Here is an 18,186-nt window from a genome sequence, read left to right as displayed (position 1 = left end):
GCCCCGTGCGCACGATCCAGGTGTTCCCCTTCGGTGACTTCGGAGAGGAGGTGGCCGGTCGGCTCGTCGAGCTGCACGGGGCTGCCCTGCTGTCGACGCCCCAGCTCTGGTCGCCGAGCGAGTGGGAGCCCGCCGCGCTCACCGTCGTCGCGAGTTGGCGCGAGCAGCCTCGCGAGTTCGCCTTCGTCGACGACGTCTGCCGACGGACCGGCCGCGCCTGGCTGCCGGTCGTCCTCGAACCGCGCCATGTCCGGGTGGGGCCGCTGGTCTCGCCTGCGACGGCCGCCTGCTACCAGTGCTTCCTGTCGCGGCAGTATCAGCACGGCCTGCTGACGCCGGTCGACTCCCAGCTCCAGACTCTGTTCGACGACGATCCGACGCTGGGGGCGTCCGGTCACCTCCCCCTCCATGTCGAGACCGCTGTCGCGCTCGTCGATCACGTGCTGGCCGCTGCGGACGAGTCCCCGCGTCGGACCGGGGACCGGACGCCGGGTGCGCGGCTGGTGAGGTCGGGGTTGAGCCACCTCCGGCTCGTCGAGTCGGAGGTCGTCCCCGTCACCGGATGCTCCCGGTGCGGAGCGAGCTCCGAGCCCGACGCCTCATGGCGCTCCCTAGCGGCGCTCGCCCGCTGAGCGGGACCGGGATCGAGAACGGCTAGCGCTCGACGCCGCCGTGAGCGTCTGGCCGTGACCGAGTGTGCTCGCGCGAGCACGGAGCCGTCAGTCGGCTGAGCTGTCGTCCTTCTCGACGGCTGCCGCCCGTCGTGTGAGCCAGCCCGGCCCGTCCCGGCGGAGCCGCTCGACCTCGGGGCTCGGCGGCGCAGACGCGAGGTCCTTCGCGACGTGGAGGCGCATCTGTTGACGTATCCCGACGATGACACCCGCGCCGAACAGGGGCACGCCGAGCACGAGCAGCAGCCAGAGCGGTGCCCGACGGAACCCCGCGCCGACGACGGCGGCGAGGTCCCAGCCGTGGGACGCTCCGGCCCAGACGATGAGCGCCAGGAACACGGCGCTGAGTGCGGACGTCACCCAGGGGTGTCGCCGCAGCGTTCCCCGGACGGCCCTCGACAGCGCGTTGCTCACGACCCGAGTCTACGAACGGGCTGTGGTCGCGCGCCCGTCCGCAGGTCGGCCGGTGCCCGCGCCTGCTGCTCGTCGGGAGTGCAGACGTGCCGCCCGGACGGCGGCGACGACATGCTGCGCGCGCAGCGAGGGCACGTACGCCTTCGTCAGGGCGCGACCGATGGGCGCGAGGTCCGTCGGGCTCGGGTAGGCGACCCAGAGCGTCTCGTAGCGAGGATCGAACTTCGCCTTGAACCGCATCAGGGACGTGAAGCCGTAGGACGGTTCGAGGGCGCGTCCGGTCACCGCCAACGCGTGAGCGATGACGCGGTCGACGATGCGGGTCGGGGCGTCGGTGTGGGCGCAGGCCAGCGGTGTGCCGGACAGGCTCAGCACCTCGAGGCCGTCCGCCTTGAAGGTCAGGGCCGCGGTGCTGATCAGGTACTCCATCACGCCGGGCATGGGGTCGACGCCGCGACGCATGACGTCGAGGGTGTAGCCGACGAGCACGCCGTGGCGGTGGACGGGCAACCAGCTGGTGATGCCGTGCACGCGGTCGTGCTCGTCGACGGCCAGGAGCAGACGGACGTTCGCGTCCTGCAGCTCGCGCAGGCTGCCCAGGGTGAAGCCCATCTCGGGGAGCGCCTTGGCGCCCACCCACTCCGTGTTGAGGGCTTCGACCTGACGTCTCAGCTCACGCGGCAGCGTGTCGTAGCTGCCCCAGTGCGCCGAGACGCCGTCGCGGAGAGCCCGGTTCGTGGCCGTTCGCAGATCCTGTCGTTTCTTGCCGGCCGTACTGAACGTCGCCAGATCGAGCACCGCCTCCTCGGCTACCGGTGTCACGCTCCAGCCGAGCTCGGCGAAGGTGTCGAGGTGCCGACCGTGGATGCTGTAGAACGCCGGGATCAGACCGGCCGCCGAGCAGTGCCGGGCGAATCGGCGGATCGTCTCCGGGGCGTCGTCGGCCGTGCTGAGCGGGTCCGAGACCGTGAGGGCGACGCCGTGCGCCACGCGGTAGGCCACCGCACCCTCGTGGTCGGGTGTCGCCGACGCCTCCGAGGTCGGGGCGAACCAGTGGCTGTTGCCGAGCCAGGTCGCCATGTAGCCGAGCGTTCCGGCATCGCCCGCGACGACGCGTTCGAAGACGCGGTCGTGGTGGGCGGCGTCCCACGATGCCGCACGGCGTCGCGCGAACGCCGCCCGTCGGCTCAGCAGCACGCCGAGCGTGGCCGCCGGCGCGACCCACAGCAGCAGGAGCAGGACCTGCCACTCGGCCTCACCGACGTCGATGCCCTGCCAGGTGAACCACTGCTCCGTGAGGGGCAGCACGGTGAAGTACCAGGCCAGGAGGCCCGTCATCAGGAGGAGCGCAGCGACCGAGATGACGAGGCCGAGTCGGCGACCCCGGAGGAGCAACCCCGTGGCGAGGACGAGCGCCGCGATCGCGACGATGGTCACCTGCGGGTCGAACACGGCGCCGAGCGGAGCGAGGACTCCGACGGCCACGGGCGACACGAGCGCGATCGACCAGCCGAGGGCCAGCGTCGCCATGAAGACGGCGACGACCGAGCGGGCGCGGTGGTTCGTCTGGTCCCTCCAGGCGGGAGCCGGGGACGGTGCCACGAGCAGGCGGCCGGCGAGCAGGCCGATCACGAGACCCAGGGCGCGCGCGACGTCGAGGCCGTGACCACCGAACAGCACACCGGCGAGCACCACGGTGGTGAGCGCCGCCCGCACGCCCTCGCGCTTGTACGGCGCCATCGACCGGCTGACCGCGGCGACGACGACGACCGCCGTGACGGACGGCGCCCACACACGGTCTAAGGCGGCCATCTGCGAGAACACCTCGCCGGCATCGGCCCCGACCTTGATGAAGACGAAGGCGAGCGCCGCGGCCGCGGTCGAGCCGAGGGCGGCGACGGCACCGGTGCGAACGGAACCGACCCGCGCTTCGGCCCAGCCGAGCGCGAGTGCGGTCAGCGCGACGATCAGGACGGCCACGAAGGGTGTGTGCGGAGGCATCGCCGAGGGGGTCACGAGCCAGGCGGCACCGAGGGCGACGGACAGCGCCGCGATCGGGAAGCGGCCGAGCGCTCGCGAGGAGGCCGCGACGGCGCGCCAGGGGGTGGCGGCGCGTGAGGTGCCGGTGCCCGGGGCGCTCGGCATGTCCGGGATGCGTGCGGCGCGGTTCGCGTCGTGCGCACTCGTCGTGCGCTCGGTGGCGCGCTCAGCGGTGCGCTCGGTCGTGCCGTCGGGAGTCGGAAGGGTGTTCACGCACTCAGCTTGGTCAACGCGGGTGCGGCGGTCATCGCCCGTGCGGCTTAGCGTGCCGTCCTCGCGGATGATTTTCGGTGCGCTGCGCTGCGCTGCGGTCGCGCTTGCTCTGCGGTCCGCCCGGCGCGGTGCTCGGCGCGTCGTGTCGCGTTCGCGACGTGTTGTCGTGCACGGACGCGACACGACGACGCGAACGCCACGCGAAGCCAACGTTGTCGGCAGCGAACCGCTAGAAGATACGCCAGGGTTGCAAGTCGCCGAATGGCAAGCTGCTCCCGGACAGCGCGGTCTGTGCCTCGGCATAGGCGATCGCCGCGTTGAGGAGGTCCTCGTTGAGCTGGGTGGCGATCACGAACGACGACGTGCGTTCGGCCTGACTGAAGTAGTCGGCGTGCCTCGTGATCGCCTGGATCAACTGGTCCTTCGCTTCCAGGAACGAGGCGCGGCTGGCCGCGGTCCATTCGGTGTCTGAGGGGACACCTCCCTCGAAGGTGATCTCGGGTTCGGTACTCACGTGGCCTCGTTTCTTCGCGGTCGATGGAGTGATCTCGAGCAGTGCGCTGGTGCGATGAGCGCGTCAGTCGGCGCGTCGTGTCGCGTTCGCGACGTGTTGTCGTGCACGAACGCGACACGACGACGCGAACGCCACACGACGGGGCAGGCAGGCAGCTACCGCTACCGCCCGCCGCGAGCCAGCTGCACCACCTGCAGGCACTTCTCGCCGAACGCGGTCCCCAGCAGGTCGTCGGCATCCGGGTCGGAGCCGAACAGGGACGGCATGTCGATCGCGAGCATGACGCTGAAGAGCATGCCGTTGCCCAGGAACACCTGGATCTCATCGAGGAGGTGCGGGTCGCGTCCCCGGAGCCCGCGCCCGTCGCGTAGCCCCCGGCTTTCCTGTCGCACCGGCCCGCCGGTGGGCAGGGGAAAACCCCACCCCGCGGTGCGGGATGGGGTTCCACCGGGACATGGGCCCGGCCTCGGAGAGGCCGGGCCCATGGCGTCGCCAGGGGTAGGGAAACCTACTTGGTGGCGACGGTGATCTTCGCGACGCCGACGAGCATCTCGGCCTTGACGGCGTCGGTCTTGAAGGTCTGGTTCAACAGGCCGGCCGCGTCCGAGGAGATGTGGACGGTGGTGCCCTCGAGGACGGCGTTGTCACCCTCCATCTGGAGGGGCTTCAGCGAGCCACCCCAGAGGTTGAACAGGTAGGCGTGGCTGGCGGCGGTCTGGCCGTTGACGATGACGTCGCCGTAGAGCTTGGAGGCGCCGGGGTCGATGTCGAAGTTCGTCAGCTCGACCTTGGTGTCGCCCGCGGTGAGGCTGAGGCCGGAGTTGTCGTGCTTGATGTCGCCCTGGACGTAGGGGCGGACGCTGCCGGAGGGGTCGTAGTAGTCGACGTTGCCGCCGGTGATGGGGAACGAGAACGTTCCGTTGGCGAACGTGGCGTTGCCGACGACACCCGGAGTCAGACCCAGCGTGGTGAGGGCGTCGACGAAGGAGGCGTCGACGGCGACCTGGGTGTCGACACCCTTGGACAGGTCGGGGAGCGAGGCCAGCGGGGTCGCGGCGGCCGACGGCTCGGACGACGCCGACGACGACGAACCCGAACCAGCGGTGCTGTCGGAGTTCATCGAGCAGGCGGCGAGGCTGAAGATGAGGGCGCCGGAGGCGACGATGCCGAAGGCGGACTTGGCGATGGTGCTACGCGTGATGTTCATGGTGAAGCTCCTTGTCTGTGGGTCCCGGTGGGGATGTCAGTGGTTCGCGACCCCTCAGGAATTCGATTGGTCACCACTTTTTTCGTTACCTCACCGTGATCTGGACCCGCGCCTCCTCGTGTCCTGTCGCGTTCGCGACGTCGCGTGACGGCTGAGGGTACATCTGATAGCCTTCGGTTGGCTTGTCACTGCACCTGCAGGCAACACCATCGCTGTCGTCGAAGACGACGACAGTCGGCGTGCCCCGAGGAGTGACCGTGACGGTGAGAGAACGATGATCGTTCGCCGTGTTCTGAACAACAGCGTCGTCGACGCGCTCGACGATTCCCTGTCCGAGGTGATCGTCTTCGGCAAGGGCCTCGGCTTTCGGTCGAAGCCCGGCGAGACCATCGACGAGTCGCTCGTCGAGAAGGTGTTCCGCCTCGACGGCGACGCCGCGAGTCGCCACTTCGCGTCCATCGTCGCGTCGATCCCGACGGACGTGCTCTCGGCCACCGCCGACCTCGTCGCCCGCGCCCAGGCCGAGATCACCGGCAAGATCAGCGACAGCCTCTACGCGTCGCTCGCCGACCACCTGTCGTTCGCGGTGCAGCGCGTCCGCGACGGCGAGGCGATGACCGTGCCGCTCGCCGTCGACGTCCGCCGCTTCTACCCGACCGAGTACGCCTTCGCCCGCAGCGCCGTCGTCGAGCTGAACAGCCGACTCGGCATCGAGCTGCCGGCCGACGAGGCGATCAGCATCGCCCTGCACGTCATCAACGCCCAGGTCGGAGGCGCGGCCGACAGTGCCACCCGCCTCATGGAACTGACGTCGTCGGTGTTGGAGATCGTGCGCCTCCACTTCGGTCTCGACTACGACGACGACAACCCGGCCTACCTGCGTTTCGTGACCCACGTGCGTTTCTTCGCGCAGCGCGTGCTGCTCGGCGAGACGGTGCAACGCGACGACGCCGAGCTGCTCGCGCTGCTCCGAGCCCAGAAGCCGGCGGCGTTCACGAGCGTCGACAAGGTCGACGCGTTCGTGATGCGCAGCCACGGCCACGCCATGAGCGCGTCCGAGAAGGTCTATCTCGGGTTGCACATCGCCAACTTTTTATAACCCCCGGCCCTTCAGGGCCACTACCACCCCCTCAGAATCTGAGGCCGCGTCAGGGCAACCGCGTGAAGCCGAGATTCCCCTACCCAGGAGATCTCCCATGAAGTACGAGAAAGACGCGGCGGCGATCATCGCCGCCGTCGGCGGCGACGAGAACATCGCGTCGCTCTATCACTGCGTGACCCGTCTGCGTTTCGGGCTAAAGGACACGACGAAGGTGTCGCCCGAGCAGCTGAAGGCCGTACCCGCGGTCGTCGGCGTCAACGACGCCGGGTCGCAATACCAGGTCATCATCGGCAACGACGTCCCCGACGTGCACCGCGCGATCGTCACGGCGCTGCCGCGTCTGGCCACGGCCGAGCCCGACCCGGCGGGGGCCGGGTCGTCGGAGCCGACGACCGCCGAGGGCAACCTCGCCAAGCGCACGTTCGCGCGGTTCCTCGACTTCATCTCGGGCACGTTCGCGCCCATCCTCCCGGCCATCGCCGGCGCCGGCCTGCTCAAGGGTGTGCTGGCACTCGTCAACAGCTTCGGCTGGGTCGACCCGACGTCGCAGACGTACCTCATCTTCTCGGCCATCGCCGACGCGGTGTTCTTCTTCCTGCCCGTGATCGTCGCCATCTCGGCGGCGCGCAAGCTGGGCGCGAACCCCTACGTGGCCGGGTCGCTCGGCGCGATCCTCGTCTACCCCGCCCTCACCGCCCTGCTGGCGGCCGGCGACCCCGTCAGCGTGCTCGGCGTGCCCGTCACGGCGGCGACGTACTCGTACTCGGTCATCCCGGCCCTGCTCGGCGTCTATCTGCTCAGCTGGGTCGAGCGCGGGCTCACCCGCGTCATCCCGTCGTTCTTGAAGCTGACCGTGGTGCCGATGCTGACCCTCGTGATCGTCGCCCCGATCACGCTCACCCTGCTCGGACCGCTCGGCACGTTCGTCGGCTCGGGTATCGCGGGCGGCATCAACTGGGCCCTCGACAACGGAGGCGCCCCGGCCGGCTTCGTGATCGGCGCGTTGCTGCCGCTCATCATCATGACCGGCATGCACTACACGCTGGTGCCGTTCATCCTGCAGAACCTGGCGTCTCTCGGCTACGACAAGTTCCTGCCCCTCACCTACGTGCAGACGTTCGCGACGGCCGGCGCCGTCTTCGGGCTCTTCCTGCGGGCCAAGAACAAGCAGATCAAGGCCCTCTCGCTCTCGACGACGTTCACCGCGCTGATGGGCGTGACCGAGCCCGCCCTCTACGGCCTCGCCCTGCCGCTGCGCCGCCCGCTCATCGCGACGATGGCCGGTGCGGGCGTCGGCGGCGCCGTCTCGCTCGGCTTCGGCGTGAAGGCCTACGTGCTCGCGGGCAACGGCGGCCTGCCCGGGCTGCCCGGGCTCGTGGGCGAGACCTTCGCCTGGGCGCTCGTCGGCATCGTGCTGTCGTTCGTCGTGTCGGCGGTCGTGTCGTTCTTCCTCAAGGTCGACGAGTCGATCCTGGCGCCGGCCGCCGCTGCCGCCCCCGCCACGTCGACGGGCACCGCCTCGGCCGCCGGAGCCGACGTCACGCCCGTCGCGCCCGCCACGCTCGCCACCGCACCGGCGAGCCCGGCCGCCGACGAGATCATCTCGTCGCCCCTCACCGGCGACCTCCTGCCGCTCGACGACGTGCCCGACACGACGTTCTCGCAGCGTCTCGTCGGAGACGGCGCGGCGATCCGCCCCACGGTCGGCATCGTCGACTCGCCCGTCGACGGCGAGGTCGTCACGGTGTTCCCGACCGGGCACGCCGTCGGGCTCCGTAGCGACACGGGGGTCGAGGTGCTCATCCACGTCGGTCTCGACACCGTCACCCTGAAGGGCGACGGGTTCACGTCGCGGGTGCACGCAGGCGACCGGGTCCGCATCGGCGACCGACTGATCGACTTCGACCTGGAGAAGATCGCCCGCACCCACGACCTGGTCAGCGTCGTCGTCGTCACCAACCCCGACGGCTTCTCGCTCGCCCCCGGTGTCAGCGGCCCCGTGCGGTCGGGCGACGCGCTCATCCGGGTCAGCCCCGCCGACACGAACCAGACCCTGCAGGAGACCAACGCATGACGTCCGACCACTCGACCCGCGCCTCCTCGGCTACCGACGCGGCAGCGGCGACCGACCCGGCCCCGGCCGGGGCGACCGGCGCGTTCCCCGACGGGTTCCTCTGGGGCATCGCGTCGGCGGCAAACCAGATCGAGGGCGGCTTCGACGAGGGCGGCAAGGGCCTGTCGCAGGCCGACGTGATCCCGTTCCGCACCGCTCGCGACTACGTCGACATCAGCTCGCTGATGAAGGCGACGGACGCGAGCATCGCCGAGGCGGTCGCGACCCCCGGCACCGCCGGATACCCGAAGCGGTCGGCGAGCGACCACTACCACCGCTGGGAGGCGGACGTCGAGCTGTTCGCCGAGGCGGGCCTCACGGCGTACCGCATGTCGATCGCGTGGTCGCGGATCTTCCCGAACGGCGACGACGCCGAGCCCAACGAGGAGGGCCTCGTGTTCTACGAACGCCTCTTCACCCGGCTGCGCGAGAGGGGTATCGAGCCTGTTGTCACGATGTCGCACTACGAGATGCCGCTGCACCTCGTCACCGAGTACGGCGGCTGGGCGAACCGCGACGTCATCGCGCTGTTCGAGCGATATGCCCGCACGATCGTCACGCGCTACCGCGGGCTCGTCCGCTGGTGGCTGACGTTCAACGAGATCAACACCACGCTCATCGAGCCGTACACCGGCGGCGGGGTCGTCGAGCGCGAGGCCGCGCCCGGCGTCGACCCGCGGCAGACCAGCTACCAGGCGCTGCACCACCAGTTCGTGGCGAGCGCACGGGCCGTGCGCATCGTGCACGAGGTCGACCCGGAGGCGCGGGTCGGCTGCATGCTGGCGCGCATGGCCCACTACCCGGCGTCGAGTGACCCGGCCGACGTGGTGAAGGCCCAGTTCGACAACAACATGAACTTCGTGCACACCGACGTCCAGGTGCGCGGCGACTACTCGGGAACGGTGCGGCGCTTCTGGCGCGACCAGGGCATCGACGTGCGCATGGAGCCGGGGGACGCCGCCGAGCTCGCCGCCGGCACGGTCGACTTCATCTCGTTCAGCTACTACATGAGCCTCGTGTCGTCGGTCTCTCCCGAGAAGTACGGTGCCACGGGCGGCAACCTGTTCAGCACGATCAAGAACCCGCACCTGCCGACGACGGAGTGGGGGTGGCATTTCGACCCTGAGGGGCTGCGCTACGTGCTCAACGGTCTGTGGGACCGCTATCAGGTGCCGCTGTTCATCGTCGAGAACGGGCTGGGGGCGACCGACGAGCTCGTCGGACAGGTCACCGGCGAGGGTGACGAGCGCGTCGATACCCGGGCCGTGCACGACCCGTACCGCGTCGACTATTTTGTGCAGCACCTGCGGCAGGCGCGCGAGGCTGTCGCCGACGGCGTCGAGCTGATGGGCTACACGGCGTGGGGCGGGCTCGACCTCGTCAGCGCCTCGACGTCGCAGATGACGAAGCGCTACGGCATCATCTACGTCGATGCCGACGACGCCGGGGTTGGCAGCTACGACCGCATCCGCAAGGACAGCTTCTTCTGGTATCAGAGGCTGATCGAGACGAACGGCGCCGTGCTCGACGATTGAGTCGAGCGCCGGTGCGGGCCGCCGTCGGTGCGGGCGGCCGCCCGCACCGACGGCGCGGCTCGCGTCAGGCGGGGTTGGCGACGTCAGCCGTGCCTCCTCCGATCTTCCGTCGACGTGGGTCCGCTATCTTTCTCGCGCCGGTCGCTCTCGGGCGACGGCGCGACCGCCCGCCCCAGCCGAGATGGAGGAACCCGTGCTGCATGACCTCATGACCGGGCTGTGGGCGACGAACGCCGTCTCGGGTCCGCTGCCGTACACGGTGCTCGTGCTGGGTGGTGCCTTGGTGGGGTTCCTCGCGACCCAGAGCGGGCTGCGGACTCGGCAGGCCGGTCGGCGACGAGCTCGCGGCGTCGTCGTGGCGGCCGCGGCGGGCGTCGTCGCCTCGGCCCTGATCTATTGGCTCGTCGCCGTCGTCTGGAATCCCTTCGGCATCCCCGTCCCGGACGTCGTCCTGTTCTACTTCTGCGCGCTCGGCGCCGGGGTCGGCGTGGCCGTGCTGTCCCTGCAGCGCGCGCGATGGTGGCGGCGGGTCGTCAGCGTGATCGCTGTCGTGTCCGTCGGGGCCGCCGCCTCGCTCGCCTCGGCCGCGGCCTTCGGGCTCACCCCGACGCTGGGGTCGTTCGTCGGCCGGGCTCCGGCGGCCGCGATCGAGCCCCTGTCGATCCAACCGTTCGGACGAGCCGAGGCGGTCACGGATCTCGCCTCGACGTGGCACGCACCCCCGGGGATGCCGGAGAAGGGGCGACTGGGGTCCGTGCAGATCCCCGCCGTGCACTCAGGATTCGGCGCGCGCGACGCGGGGCTCTACCTCCCGCCCGCGGCTCTCGTCGAGGGGGCCCCGAAGCTGCCGCTGATGATCATGATGATGGGCCAGCCCGGCGACCCCGACCCGCAGTACGTCGGCAAGGTCCTGGACGAGTTCGCCGCCCGGCACGACGGACTGGCGCCCATCGTCGTGGTCGCCGACCAGCTGGGCGACCCGTCGCAGGACCCGGGTTGCTCCGACTCGGCACGCTTCGGCAAGGCCGAGACGTACATCACCAAGGACGTCGTCGAGTGGGCCGACGCGAATCTGCACGTCCAGACGTCGGGGGCCTCGCGTACGATCGGCGGCTACTCGAACGGTGGCGCGTGCGCCCTGCTCTACGCGGCCCGCTACCCCGAGAAGTTCGGCAACCTGCTCGACATCTCGGGCGAGATCTACCCCGGCTCGGAGAACCCCGACGCCCTGCTGCAGTCGGTCTTCGACGGCGACCAGGCGGCCTACGACGCCCAGAAGCCCGAGACCGTGCTCGCGACGCACCGCTATCCCGGCTCGGTCGCCGTCTTCACGGCCGGGTCCGACGACCCGGTCTACGTCGCGGCCGCCCGTGCCGCACAGGCCGCCGCCTCGGCCGCGGGATTCGGCACCCGGTATGCGGAGATCCCCCACGGCGGTCACGTCCTCGGCGCGATCATGGGCGGCTTCGAGAACGGGTTCACGGCGTTGTATCCGCGACTCGGGCTGGGCTGATCGCTGGCACCGCGCCTCCTGGTGTGGTGTTCGCGGCGTCGTGTCGTGTTCGTGCGCGACAGGATGTCGCACACGCGACACGACGCGGCGGCGGCAGCCCGGCAGCGGTAGCGGCGGCAGCCCGGCAGCGGGAGCGGCGGCAGCCGCCGGGCAGCGGCGGTCAGCCCGTGATCGCGCGCCAGAGCCGCAGCGTGTCGGCGTGCCGGGCGAGTGCAGCCGCCACGGCGTCGGGGTGCGCGGCGTACCAGGCGAGGTGGGCGCGGCGGACCTCCTCGGAATCGATCGGGGCGCCACCGACGACCCAGTGATCGGTCGGCTCACCGTCGAGGGACCACGCATCGAGCACGGCGCGTTCGCGAGGTGCATGCACGCTGACCAGCACCGGCCGCCCCGGGTCGACGGTGAACGCGGGGACGCCGGCCCGCTCGCGGACGCGTGCGGCCAGTGCGGCGAAGACCGGGTTGCCGGGGTGGTTGAGCGTCCGCATCTGGTCGAACGAAGGGGCTGCGAAGAGATCGGAGGCGACGACCGTGTCGTTCGCGACCTCGCGTCGGCGCAGTTCGGAGAGCGACAGCTCGGCGACCCGACGCACGAGGTCGGGCGTGAGGGCGTCCTCGGCGAGAGGCTGCCCCGCCGCCTCGGCGATGGTACGGATGTCGTGGTACTCGACCAGGGGAGGCACGAGCGACGGATCGCTCGGCGGGCGCACGATGACATGGGCCGGGTAGAGCCCCGCGAACCGGATGACGGGCACCCGCACGAGACGACCGCCGCCGGGCAGCACGGCCGCGAGTTCGGCCGTGCCGAGCGGCATGCCGTGGTACCCGTCGCGGATCGGCTGCGCGACGAGCAGCCGCGTGCGGGCCAGCCACCGCTGCAGATGCGGCAGATCGGCCTCGACCAGCTCGTGGATCGGCGGCGTGCGGACCGTGCGCAGCCCACCGCCGTCCAGGAAGATCCGCAGCGACTCGGCCTGGCAGTTGCCGATGACGAGCGTCACGTCCCCTTCGCCGGCGGGTTCGCTCAGACCGTAGAAGTCGCCGTAGTGCCGGGTGCGGCCGTCGGGCTCGGGGTGTTCGTCGGACATCGTTCCTCCCGACCCGACCGACGAGGGGGAGGCGCGACCACGGTCGCGAGTCGGAGGGACCTGTGTCGAGTCAACAGTGCCGAGCGCGACGGGGGCCGCCGAGCGCTCGACGACCGCCGAGTGCCCGACACCCGTCGGATCGGAGCCGACTCGCCGAGGCCGTCGCAGGAGGCTCTCGGCGCCGACCGGTCAACCGTCCAGGGCCCGGGGCTATCGTTCGGATACGGCTCACCCTCGACAAGGAGATCATCATGGGCAGCACGTCTTCGACCGGATCGTTCGGGGGTCGGGTCGACCTCGACGGCATGTGGCAGGCGATGGACGAACTCCGCGCCGGTCTCGAGAAGCGACTCGGCGAGTTCGGCCCGAGCCGCGCCTCCGGACAGGGTTCGCGGTCCGATGCGCAGGGCGACCTGCGCTCGGCGATCCTGGCGCTGCTGGCCGAGAAGCCGATGCACGGCTACCAGCTCATCGGTGAGATCGAGGAGCGCAGCGACGGCTCGATGACACCCTCGGCCGGCGACGTCTACCCGACGCTGCAACTGCTGACGGACGAAGGGCTGATCGTCGCGGTCGAGTCCGACGGGCGCAAGGTCCACTCGCTCACCGAGGCCGGTCGTGCCGTCGCCGATGCCGCCGACGATCTGCCGTGGGGCGACCCGACGACGTCGCGCGATCGCCGGTCCGCGCTGCCGAAGGCGGCCATCGGCCTGGCGCGGGCGACCGCGCAGGTCGGGCGCTCCGGTTCGTCCGAACAGGTCGACCAGGCCGTCGTCGTCCTCGAGGAGGCGCGGCGCCGCTTGTACTCGATCCTCGCGCAAGACTGACCCCGGGTGACGTCGACTGATCACGCATCCTCGCCCGCGACGGTGAGGGGCGGGGCCGGCCGTGCCCGCTATCGGCGCATCCTGCGGTTCGCGTCGTGGTACCTCGCCATCACGTGGTGGTACGAGCTCGTTCTGCCGCGCCTCGGGCTGCGTGTGATCGCCGAACGCACCCGGGCGGCTCGGATGAAACGCTTCGCGCGCGGGTTCCACCACCTGGCGCTCGAGCTCGGCGGGCTCATGATCAAGGTCGGCCAGTACCTGTCGTCCCGACTCGACGTGCTGCCGCCCGAGATTACCAAGGAGCTCGAGGGGCTGCAGGACGAGGTCCCGCCGGTCCCGTTCGACGCGATCCGCACCCTGGCCGAGCGCGAACTCGGTCTGCCGCTCGAGCGCGTGTTCGCCTCGGTGGACGCCGTGCCGATCGCCGCGGCATCGCTCGGCCAGGCGCACCGGGCCGTGCTCGCCCCGGCCGATGCCGCCGACACCGGGCTGAGCGCCGTCGTGATCAAGGTGCAGCGCCCCGGCATCGACGCCATCGTCGACATCGACCTGGCCGCTCTGCGGAAGGTCGGCGGCTGGCTGAGCCACGTGCGACTCGTCTCGAACCGGGTCGACGCACCCGCGCTCGTCGAGGAGTTCGCGCGCACCAGCCTCGAAGAGATCGACTACCTGAACGAGGCCGCGAACTCGGCGCGCTTCGCCGCGGACTTCGCGGCCGACGACCGGGTCGACGTCCCCGAGATCGTCTGGGAGCGCACGACCCGCCGCGTGCTCGTGCTCGAGGACGTCACGGCGATCAAGGTCACCGACGTCGCAGCGCTCGCCGCGGCCGGCATCGACCCGGCAGCGGTCGCCCCGGTCTTCGCCGAGGTCATGTTCGACCAGCTGTTCACGAACGGGTTCTTCCACGCCGACCCGCACCCCGGCAACATCTTCGTCACGCCGGTGCGCGCGGGCGACGGTGTCGGCGGTGTCGGCGGGGGAGGCGTCGAGGGCGCGGGCGCCGAGGGCGGGGGCACCGGGGGCGCCGGGGCCGACGCCGCGGGGCCGGCCTGGAAGCTCACCTTCATCGACTTCGGCATGATGGGCGAGGTGCCGGCCTCGACCCGGCGCGGCCTCCGCACGATGCTGATCGCGGCGGCGTCGCGGGACGGCGCCGGCTTGGTCGACGCGATGCGCGATCTGGGCGTGCTGCTGCCGACGGCCGACACGATCGAGCTGGAGCGCGCGATGACGGCGACGTTCGCCCGCTTCGGCGGCATGGGCTTCGCCGAGCTGCGCGAGGTCGACCCGCGCGAGTTCCGCGAGTTCGCGGCCCAGTTCGGTGACCTCGTCCGGAGTCTGCCGTTCCAGCTGCCCGAGAACTTCCTGCTCGTGCTGCGGGCCATGACCCTGACGTCGGGTGTCGCGAGCGCCCTCGATGCGTCGTTCAACCTGTGGGACTCCGTCGAGCCCTACGCCGCGCAGCTCGTCCGCGACGAGCGCGGCAACCTCGTCCAGGACGTGGGGAAGCGGGCGCTCGACGTCGCCGCCGTCGCCGTGCGGCTGCCGCAGCGGCTCGATGCCGCACTCGACCGCCTGCAGGACGGCTCGCTCGAGGTCGGCAGCCCGCGCATCGAGCGCCAGGTCGCCCGTCTCGACCGCACCGTGCGGCGTCTGCTCGCGGCCGTGCTGTTCGGCGCGCTGCTCGTCGCCGGCGCGGTGCTGCGGTCGGGTGACGACGTGGTGCTCGGCACCGTCTTGATGATCGCGTCGGTGGTGCCGCTCGTTCCCGCCCTCGCTCCGGGTGGGCGGGGGCGGTAGCCGACCCGCGCCTCCTCGGCTCGGAGCGGCGTCGCGTCGTCTTCGCGTCATCGTGTGGCGCTCGAACGCGACACGATGTTGCGAACGCCACACGAACGCGGACGCGACGGACGACGCCGAGGAGGCGCGGTGCGGGGGCGACCCGCACCGCGCCTCCTCGGGTCGGTCACGCCGGCAGCGTCCAGCGCTGCGTCGACAGACCGTTGCAGTCGTAGATCTGCAGCTTCGTGCCGTCGGTCGTGACGCCCTGCGGGTCGTCCAGGCAGCGGCCCGACTGCGGGTTCAGCAGGGCGCCGTTCGACTGCGGGACCCAGCGCTGGGCGCCCGAGCCGTTGCAGTCCCAGATCTGCACCTTCGTGAAGTTGGCCGTGCCCTGGGCGTCGACGTCGAGGCACTTGCCGAGCGACTCGAGCGTCCCGGCCGCGGTGAGCGACCAGTCCTGGCCCGAGGCGGTACCGCAGGTGTAGAGCTGCGCGCGGTTGCCGTTCACCGACGTGTTGGTGTCGACGTCGAGGCACTTGCCGCCCGGGCCGGTGACCGCGCCCGTCGCCCGGGGGACCGCGCCGATGCCGACGCGGACGCCGCACTGGTCGCCCTGACCGAGCCAGGTCGCGGCGAAGTAGACGTACGACGAGCCGCCGCTCAGCGGGATCGCCGGCGTCGAGTAGCCGGGGCAGGACGGCACACCGGCCGCGTACCCGCCCGTGGGGTTGACCGTGACGGGGGTCGACGCCTCGAACCAGTCGCCCGAGCCGAGGTTCTTGTTGGCGAACAGCACCGTGCCCGACTCGGCGAGCACGGTCTTGTTCCCGGTCGGGCCCGCGACGACGCGCTGACCCGAGATCATCAGGGTGCCGTTCGCGCCTCCGCCCGCGCTCCACGAGATGTACGGCGTGTGCAGCAGCTCACGACTGTCGGAGGTGCGGACCAGCGTGCCGCGGTCGCCGGCGGCTCCCCAGTTCGCGCCGTCGGAGCTGAACTTGATGTACACCTCGCAGGCGTGGTCGGCGTTCGTCCCGTCGCGACACAGCTCGTAGCTCATCGCGACGCGGCCGTCGGGCAGCGGCGCGAACGTCTGCATGCCGGGGCGGGCGGAGGCGTCGTTGGGGAAGATCACGTCGTTCGTCATCGTCGAGCCCCAGGTGTGGCCGCCGTCGGTCGACGTGTAGTGGCCGATCTTCTGGTTGTTCGTGGCGGAGTTCGCGGGGCGCTCGTCCGAGATGAAGCACTGGAGGTTGCCGCTCGACGAGATCAGGAAGGACGGCTCCCAGATACCGTGACCCCACGAGTTGGGCAGGCCCGAGGTCTGCGTGCAGTTCGACAGGAACTGCCAGCTCGCGCCTCCGTTCGTGCTCTTGAAGACCTCGATCTTCTGCGTCGTGTAGTCGCCCTTCTTCCAGGCTGTGCCCGCCGCGAGGATGTCGCCGGCGTTCAGCCCGGTGATCGTGCGGGGCACCTCGAACAGGGTGGGCGCCTCGATGTCCCAGCCCGAGGTCGCCGAGCGGATCTCCGAGAGCGCCGACCAGGATGCGCCGCCGTTCGTACTGCGGTAGACGGGCAGCGAGCCGGGGGTGCCCGTTCCCGCTTTGGCGAACGTGGCGAGCACGGTGTCGGCCGCGGAATTGTCGAACTCGAGCGTCGTGGCGCGGGGGTAGCCGCCGGTGCCGTTGGGGGTGGTGGCGAGGTTGGGGCTCCACAGGACGGAGCCCGTGCCCGCCGCCGACGCCGAGGTGGCCGGGGTGAGCGTGAGGGCGATGAGCACGGCGGCGGCGGCCGTCGCGAGGAGGCGGAGCGAGGGTGGTCTGCCGGACCTGGCGTGGGTGTGCATGAGTACCTTCCCGTCGTGTGCGCGCCGATGCGCACGGTGGCATGCGCGGCTTTGCGCACGTTGCAATGAGGGTGGCAGTGTTTTGCGCACGTTGCAAGGGGTGCGCGCGCGGCGTCGGCACCTCGTTCTGATCAGTGCACCGCGCTAGAACGTGGTGCGCTGATCAGAACGAGGTGCGCGGGCGCGGGCGGTGCGCGGGCGCGGGCGGTGCGGGCGCGGGCGGTGCGGGCGCGGGCGGTGCGCGGGCGCGGGCGGTGCGCGGGCGCGGGGGCCCGGTCAGCGCGCGGCGGAGCTCTCGCGCAGCACGAGGCGGTGCGGCGCCGTGATCTGCACGCCGGGCAGGTCGGGCTCGTCGATGCGGGCCATGATCCGCTTGACGGCCTCGTGCGCGATGTACGACGTGTCGAGCGAGACGGTGCTGAGCGACGGTCGCGAGTAGCGCCCCTCGTCGACGTCATCGATGCCGATCACGGCGACGTCCTCGGGCACGCTCAGTCCGGCGTCGAAGACCGCCCGGATCGCTCCGATCGCCAGCAGATCGGAGAAGCAGAACAGTGCGTCGGGGCGCGGGTCCTCCGCGAGCAGGGCGCGGGCGGCGTCGTAGCCGTCCGAGCGGCTGTAGTGCGCGGCCGAGCGCACGAGATGCGGGTCGACGTCGAGGCCGGCCTCGGTGAGCGCCCGGACATAACCCGACTCGCGGGCGAGGGGAGTGGTGAACGACTCCTGCGGTTGCGCCCCGATCGCGGCGACGCGCCGGCGACCCGAGGCGAGGAGGTGCGTCGTGGCATCCGCGGCCGCCTGGACGTTGTCGATGGCGACGTGGTCGAACCGGCCGTCGAAGTCGTGCTCGCCCAGCAGCACGAGGGGCACGGTGGAGGCGCTGGTCATGTCGTGCAGGTCGGCGCTCGTGACGAGCGGGCTGAAGAGCAGGCCGTCGAACAGCATGGTGCGGTCGTCGCCGAAGAGCAGCTGTCGCTCGCGATCGTGGTCGTGCCCCGTCTGATCGATCATGACGCGGTAGCCGACGGCTCCGGCCGCGTCGATCACCTCTCGGGCGAGCTCGCTGAAGTAGGGCACGTCGATCTCGGGGACGACGAGGGCGAGCACGCCGGTGCGTCCGGTGCGCAGAGTGCGGGCCACGGGGTTCGGTCGATAGTCGAGGGCGTCGATGGCGGCCTCGACCTTGGCGCGCAGGGTGTCGCTCACGCGCACCGCACCGCTCACCACGTTCGAGACCGTCCGCACCGACACCTGCGCGTGCTGGGCGACGTCGCGAAGTGTTGCGGGCATGCCGTCAGACTATCTGTTGCAACGTTGGC

Annotated in this window: 15 protein-coding genes; 7 read left to right on the top strand and 8 right to left on the bottom strand. The window is 71.0% G+C overall.

The features are described from left to right. Window positions 1–5 precede the first annotated feature (5 nt). Entirely contained in the window at window positions 6–632 is a 627-nt protein-coding gene (locus ACPEEZ_RS12935; protein ID WP_423919767.1) for a TOMM precursor leader peptide-binding protein, read from the top strand. 87 nt (window positions 633–719) lie between these two features. Here the strand turns inward: ACPEEZ_RS12935 and ACPEEZ_RS12930 are convergent, their stop codons facing one another. The 5 genes from ACPEEZ_RS12930 to ACPEEZ_RS12910 all read right to left on the bottom strand — a co-directional run bounded on the left by ACPEEZ_RS12930 (window position 720) and on the right by ACPEEZ_RS12910 (window position 5,059). Further along, the gene (locus ACPEEZ_RS12930; protein WP_423919765.1) at window positions 720–1,085 is read right to left on the bottom strand and encodes a hypothetical protein; all 366 of its coding nucleotides are present in this window, start codon (window positions 1,083–1,085) and stop codon (window positions 720–722) included. Between the two features lie 9 nt (window positions 1,086–1,094). Further along, window positions 1,095–3,338, bottom strand: a complete 2,244-nt coding sequence (locus ACPEEZ_RS12925; protein ID WP_423919762.1) for a bifunctional lysylphosphatidylglycerol flippase/synthetase MprF — start codon at window positions 3,336–3,338, stop codon at window positions 1,095–1,097. 229 nt (window positions 3,339–3,567) lie between these two features. Further along, window positions 3,568–3,852, bottom strand: a complete 285-nt coding sequence (locus tag ACPEEZ_RS12920) for a hypothetical protein (protein WP_423919759.1) — start codon at window positions 3,850–3,852, stop codon at window positions 3,568–3,570. 161 nt (window positions 3,853–4,013) lie between these two features. Next, window positions 4,014–4,166: a hypothetical protein gene (locus ACPEEZ_RS12915; protein WP_423919756.1), complete on the bottom strand. Its 153-nt coding sequence runs from the start codon at window positions 4,164–4,166 to the stop codon at window positions 4,014–4,016. A 194-nt stretch (window positions 4,167–4,360) separates the two neighbouring features. Beyond that, window positions 4,361–5,059 carry a hypothetical protein gene (locus ACPEEZ_RS12910; RefSeq protein WP_423919753.1) on the bottom strand — a complete coding sequence of 233 codons (699 nt, stop codon included), beginning with the start codon at window positions 5,057–5,059 and terminating at the stop codon, window positions 4,361–4,363. A gap of 274 nt (window positions 5,060–5,333) precedes the next feature. Here ACPEEZ_RS12910 and ACPEEZ_RS12905 point away from each other — a divergent pair, with 274 nt between their 5' ends. The 4 genes from ACPEEZ_RS12905 (at window position 5,334) to ACPEEZ_RS12890 (ending at window position 11,322) form a co-directional block, all read left to right on the top strand. Next, a complete protein-coding gene (locus ACPEEZ_RS12905) occupies window positions 5,334–6,158 on the top strand; it encodes a PRD domain-containing protein (RefSeq protein WP_423919751.1) in 825 nt (274 codons plus the stop codon). A 97-nt stretch (window positions 6,159–6,255) separates the two neighbouring features. Next, complete coding sequence (locus ACPEEZ_RS12900; RefSeq protein ID WP_423919748.1) at window positions 6,256–8,235, top strand: beta-glucoside-specific PTS transporter subunit IIABC; 1,980 nt, start codon at window positions 6,256–6,258, stop codon at window positions 8,233–8,235. Continuing rightward, on the top strand, window positions 8,232–9,809 hold the full coding sequence (locus ACPEEZ_RS12895; protein ID WP_423919746.1) for a glycoside hydrolase family 1 protein: 1,578 nt from the start codon (window positions 8,232–8,234) through the stop codon (window positions 9,807–9,809). Before ACPEEZ_RS12900 ends, ACPEEZ_RS12895 begins: the two co-directional genes overlap by 4 nt. A 193-nt stretch (window positions 9,810–10,002) precedes the next feature. Then, a complete protein-coding gene (locus tag ACPEEZ_RS12890; protein ID WP_423919743.1) occupies window positions 10,003–11,322 on the top strand; it encodes an alpha/beta hydrolase in 1,320 nt (439 codons plus the stop codon). 160 nt (window positions 11,323–11,482) lie between these two features. Here ACPEEZ_RS12890 and ACPEEZ_RS12885 read toward each other — a convergent pair whose 3' ends face one another. Next, a complete protein-coding gene (locus ACPEEZ_RS12885; RefSeq protein ID WP_423919740.1) occupies window positions 11,483–12,409 on the bottom strand; it encodes a WcbI family polysaccharide biosynthesis putative acetyltransferase in 927 nt (308 codons plus the stop codon). A gap of 251 nt (window positions 12,410–12,660) precedes the next feature. Between ACPEEZ_RS12885 and ACPEEZ_RS12880 the strand changes: the two genes are divergently transcribed. Together ACPEEZ_RS12880 and ACPEEZ_RS12875 are read left to right on the top strand one after the other, a co-directional pair. Then, window positions 12,661–13,236 carry a PadR family transcriptional regulator gene (locus ACPEEZ_RS12880; protein ID WP_423919737.1) on the top strand — a complete coding sequence of 192 codons (576 nt, stop codon included), beginning with the start codon at window positions 12,661–12,663 and terminating at the stop codon, window positions 13,234–13,236. A 6-nt stretch (window positions 13,237–13,242) separates the two neighbouring features. Further along, window positions 13,243–15,039: an ABC1 kinase family protein gene (locus ACPEEZ_RS12875; protein ID WP_423919734.1), complete on the top strand. Its 1,797-nt coding sequence runs from the start codon at window positions 13,243–13,245 to the stop codon at window positions 15,037–15,039. Window positions 15,040–15,205: 166 nt separating this feature from the next. Here ACPEEZ_RS12875 and ACPEEZ_RS12870 read toward each other — a convergent pair whose 3' ends face one another. Continuing rightward, window positions 15,206–16,867, bottom strand: a complete 1,662-nt coding sequence (locus ACPEEZ_RS12870) for a ricin-type beta-trefoil lectin domain protein (protein WP_423919731.1) — start codon at window positions 16,865–16,867, stop codon at window positions 15,206–15,208. 276 nt (window positions 16,868–17,143) lie between these two features. After that, window positions 17,144–18,157 (bottom strand): LacI family DNA-binding transcriptional regulator, encoded by a 1,014-nt coding sequence (locus ACPEEZ_RS12865; protein WP_423919729.1) that lies wholly within the window; start codon window positions 18,155–18,157, stop codon window positions 17,144–17,146. Window positions 18,158–18,186 lie beyond the last annotated feature (29 nt).

It is taken from the genome of Frigoribacterium sp. 2-23 (assembly GCF_049601585.1).
In the GTDB taxonomy this organism is placed as follows: Bacteria; Actinomycetota; Actinomycetes; order Actinomycetales; family Microbacteriaceae; genus Frigoribacterium.
The sequence above is the reverse complement of the archived record's forward strand: the minus strand, read 5'-3'. Positions and strand labels throughout refer to the sequence as shown.

Coding starts and splice junctions, on each gene's coding strand:
- ACPEEZ_RS12910 (WP_423919753.1), bottom strand. CDS start 5,059: ATGAACATCACGCGTAGCACCATCGCCAAGTCCGCCTTCGGCATCGTC.
- ACPEEZ_RS12905 (WP_423919751.1), top strand. CDS start 5,334: ATGATCGTTCGCCGTGTTCTGAACAACAGCGTCGTCGACGCGCTCGAC.
- ACPEEZ_RS12900 (WP_423919748.1), top strand. CDS start 6,256: ATGAAGTACGAGAAAGACGCGGCGGCGATCATCGCCGCCGTCGGCGGC.
- ACPEEZ_RS12895 (WP_423919746.1), top strand. CDS start 8,232: ATGACGTCCGACCACTCGACCCGCGCCTCCTCGGCTACCGACGCGGCA.
- ACPEEZ_RS12885 (WP_423919740.1), bottom strand. CDS start 12,409: ATGTCCGACGAACACCCCGAGCCCGACGGCCGCACCCGGCACTACGGC.
- ACPEEZ_RS12880 (WP_423919737.1), top strand. CDS start 12,661: ATGGGCAGCACGTCTTCGACCGGATCGTTCGGGGGTCGGGTCGACCTC.
- ACPEEZ_RS12870 (WP_423919731.1), bottom strand. CDS start 16,867: ATGCACACCCACGCCAGGTCCGGCAGACCACCCTCGCTCCGCCTCCTC.
- ACPEEZ_RS12865 (WP_423919729.1), bottom strand. CDS start 18,157: ATGCCCGCAACACTTCGCGACGTCGCCCAGCACGCGCAGGTGTCGGTG.